The sequence below is a fragment of the Streptomyces prasinopilosus genome (assembly GCF_001419695.1).
Lineage (GTDB): Bacteria > Actinomycetota > Actinomycetes > Streptomycetales > Streptomycetaceae > Streptomyces > Streptomyces prasinopilosus.
On record NZ_LIRG01000608.1, the window covers coordinates 1 to 3,307 of the forward strand.

3 protein-coding genes are annotated in these 3,307 nt (G+C 72.8%); all 3 read left to right on the forward strand.

Features of this window, described 5'->3' with window-relative positions; translation table 11 throughout:
- Positions 1–19 precede the first annotated feature (19 nt).
- The 3 genes from AOK18_RS23150 to AOK18_RS23160 all read left to right on the forward strand — a co-directional run bounded on the left by AOK18_RS23150 (position 20) and on the right by AOK18_RS23160 (position 3,156).
- Positions 20–1,477: a penicillin-binding transpeptidase domain-containing protein gene (locus AOK18_RS23150; RefSeq protein WP_055695593.1), complete on the forward strand. Its 1,458-nt coding sequence runs from the start codon at positions 20–22 to the stop codon at positions 1,475–1,477.
- 70 nt (positions 1,478–1,547) lie between these two features.
- Positions 1,548–2,057 carry a DUF3291 domain-containing protein gene (locus tag AOK18_RS23155; protein ID WP_055695591.1) on the forward strand — a complete coding sequence of 170 codons (510 nt, stop codon included), beginning with the start codon at positions 1,548–1,550 and terminating at the stop codon, positions 2,055–2,057.
- 154 nt (positions 2,058–2,211) lie between these two features.
- Positions 2,212–3,156 carry an AurF N-oxygenase family protein gene (locus AOK18_RS23160; protein WP_055695592.1) on the forward strand — a complete coding sequence of 315 codons (945 nt, stop codon included), beginning with the start codon at positions 2,212–2,214 and terminating at the stop codon, positions 3,154–3,156.
- Positions 3,157–3,307: the final 151 nt, after the last annotated feature.

A 3,307-nucleotide genomic window follows, 5' to 3' on the forward strand; every position in this document is an offset into this window, starting at 1 on the left:
CGGGCGGGGGGCCGGATTCGTGACGCGGTACATCCGGCGGGCCGCCGTGTTCTGTGCGCTGCTGCTGTTCGCCCTGCTGGTGAACGCCACCCGCGTCCAGATGCTGCACGCCGACGCCTACGACGACAACCCGGCCAACCGCCGGGACGCCCTCGCCCGTTACCGCCAGCCGCGCGGCGACATCCTGGTCGGCGGCCGCCCGGTCACCGGCTCGCGGGACACCGGGGAGCACCTGCGCTACGAGCGGACCTACACCGACGGTCCGCTGTACGCGCCGGTGACCGGCTTCGCCTCGCAGGAGTACGGGACGACCCTGCTGGAGCACACGGAGGACGGGCTGCTGGCGGGTACCGACCCGCTGCTCCAGCCGCTGCCGCTGTGGAACGACTTCACCCGGTCGCGCAACGCGGGCGGGAACGTCGTCACGACCATCGACCCGGCCGCCCAGCGGGCCGCGTACGAGGGGCTGCGCTCGCGCAAGGGCGCGGTGGCGGCGGTGGAGCCGTCGACCGGGCGGATCCTGGCGCTGGTGTCCGTCCCGTCGTACGACCCGGAGCCGCTGGCCGGGAACGGGGCGACGGCGCGGCGGGCCTGGGCCCGGCTGAACGGTGATCCGGACCAGCCCCTGCTGAACCGGGCCGTGCGGCGGACGTATCCGCCGGGTTCGGCGTTCAAGGTGGTCACCGCGGCGGCGGCGCTGGACGCGGGCGTGGTCACCGACCTCGACGAGCCGACGGAATCCCCCGACCCGTACACCCTGCCGGGGACGACGACACGCCTGACGAACACGTCCCGGGGCTGCGCGGACGCCTCGGTGCGGGAGGCGTTCACCTGGTCCTGCAACACCGTGTTCGCCAAGCTGGGGGTGGCCACGGGCCTGGCGGACCTGACGGCCACGGCGGAGGGCTTCGGATTCAACGAGGAGGAACTGCGGGTGCCGTTCCCGGTGGCGCGCAGCACCTTCGACCCCACGATGGACCGGGCGCAGCTCGCCCTGTCGTCGATCGGCCAGTACAACACCCGGGCCACTCCCCTGCAGATGGCGATGGTCGCGGCGGCCGTCGCCAACAACGGGTACGTGCGGGAGCCGTACCTGGTGGAGCGGACGACCCGGGCGGGCGGCGGCACGGTGTCGGCGGCGGGCCCGGGACGGGCCCGGCGGGCCATGTACCCGTCGACGGCCCTGCGGATGCGGGAGCTGATGCGCGGGGTGGTGGAGGAGGGCACGGGCACGAACGCCGCGATCCGCGGCGCCGTGGTCGGCGGCAAGACCGGCACCGCCCAGCACGGCATCGGCAACTCCGGTACGCCGTACGCCTGGTTCGTGTCCTGGGCGCAGGGCGACGGGGACGCGGAGGCGAAGGTCGCGGTGGCGGTCGTGGTGGAGGAGGCGGCGGCCGGCGGTCGGGGGATCAGCGGCGGCGGCACGGCGGCACCGGTCGCCAGGGCGGTGATGGAGGCGGTGCTGAAGCGGTAGGCGTCGCCGTACGGATCACCTGTCGGGACGGGGCTGCCGAATCCCGTCCTCCGGACCTACGGTTCGGCCCATGACGGAAGCCACCCCCGCGTACGAACTCGCCCAGGTCAACATCGCCCGGCTCAAGGCCCCTCTGGACTCACCGCGGTTGAAGGGATTCGTCGACAATCTCGACCCGGTGAACGCGGACGCCGAGGCCGCCGACGGCTTCGTGTGGCGACTGCTCAGCGAGAACGGGGACGCCACCGACATCTCCGTCTTCGACGACCCGTGGTTGATCGTGAACATGTCGGTGTGGCGGAACACCGACGCCCTGACCGCGTACATGTACCAGGGGCGGCACCGGGAGATGCTGGCCCGGCGCAGGGAGTGGTTCGCACAGGTGCGGGAGGCGATGGTGACCCTGTGGTGGGTCCCGGAGGGCCACCGCCCCACGGTCGCGGAGGCCGAGGCGCGGCTGCTGCACCTGCGCGCCCACGGTCCGACGCCCTACGCGTTCACGCTCCGGACGTCGTTCCCGCCCGGCGCGTCGGATCCGGTGGCCGGGGAGGTGCCGGAGGGGCTGGGCTGCGCGGTCTAGCGGCGGCGGCCGACGGCGGGCCCCCTCGGCGCCCGCGCCGGACGGACCGTCCTGCGACAAGTTGCGCCCGAGGCATTGACGGCCTTGCTGACGAGCAGTCTCATAAGAGGCGTGACCCGCCGGTGACCCGCTACGCCCACGAGGTGGAACCGCCATGACGACCCAGCCGCTGACGGACGCCGACGCCCTCGACGGGCTGCGCGACGCGCTCGGCCTGATCAAGGACCGGGAGCAGGTGGCCGAGCGGCTGCTCGACGCCTCCGCCAAGCACTCCTTCGACCCCGACGAGGAGCTGGACTGGGACGCGCCCTTCGAGGAGGGCCTGTGGTTCTGGCCCCCGGAGCTGGTCTCGCTGTACGGCACCCCGCTGTGGAAGCGGATGGGCGAGGAGCAGCGCCTTCTGCTGTCACGGCACGAGGCGGCGGCGCTCGCCTCGCTCGGCATCTGGTTCGAGCTGATCCTGATGCAGCTGCTGGTGCGGCACGTCTACGACAAGGCCGCCACGAGCGCGCACGTGCGGTACGCGCTCACCGAGATCGAGGACGAGTGCCGGCACTCCAGGATGTTCGCCCGGCTGGTCACCCGCGCCGGCACTCCCTGGTACCCGGTGAGCCCGCTGCACCAGCAGATCGGGCGGCTGTTCAAGACCGTCTCCACCACGCCCGGCTCCTTCACGGCGACCCTGCTCGGCGAGGAGGTCCTGGACTGGATGCAGCGGCTGACCTTCCCGGACGAGCGGGTCCAGCCGCTGATCCGGGGCGTCACGCGCATCCACGTCGTCGAGGAGGCCCGGCACGTGCGCTACGCCCGCGAGGAGCTGCGGCGCCAGATGGTGACCGCGCCGAAGTGGTCGCAGGAGTTCACCCGGGTCGGCTCCGGCGAGTTCGCCCGCGTCTTCTCGGTGGCGTTCGTCAATCCGGAGGTCTACACGAACGTCGGGCTGGACAAGCGCGAGGCCGTCGCCCAGGTCAGGGCCAGTGCGCACCGGCGGGACGTGATGCAGCAGGGAGCGAAGCGGCTCACCGACTTCCTGGACGACATCGGGGTGCTGCGCGGGGTGGGGCGGCGGCTGTGGAAGTCGTCCGGACTGCTGGCCTGAGCACCACCGTCCCGGGGTGTCCACCCCACGCCCCACCGCCGAACGCCGAACAGCTCATCGCCGCGCGGCGGAGCCGCCCATCGGCACAGTCTGGACGACATCGGGGTGCTGCGCGGGGTGGGGCGGCGGCTGTGGAAGTCGTCCGGACTGC

What these genes read in the sequence shown, in the direction of transcription:
- AOK18_RS23155 (WP_055695591.1), top strand. Translation starts at nt 1,548, where the DNA reads ATGACGGAAGCCACCCCCGCGTACGAACTCGCCCAGGTCAACATCGCC.
- AOK18_RS23160 (WP_055695592.1), top strand. Translation starts at nt 2,212, where the DNA reads ATGACGACCCAGCCGCTGACGGACGCCGACGCCCTCGACGGGCTGCGC.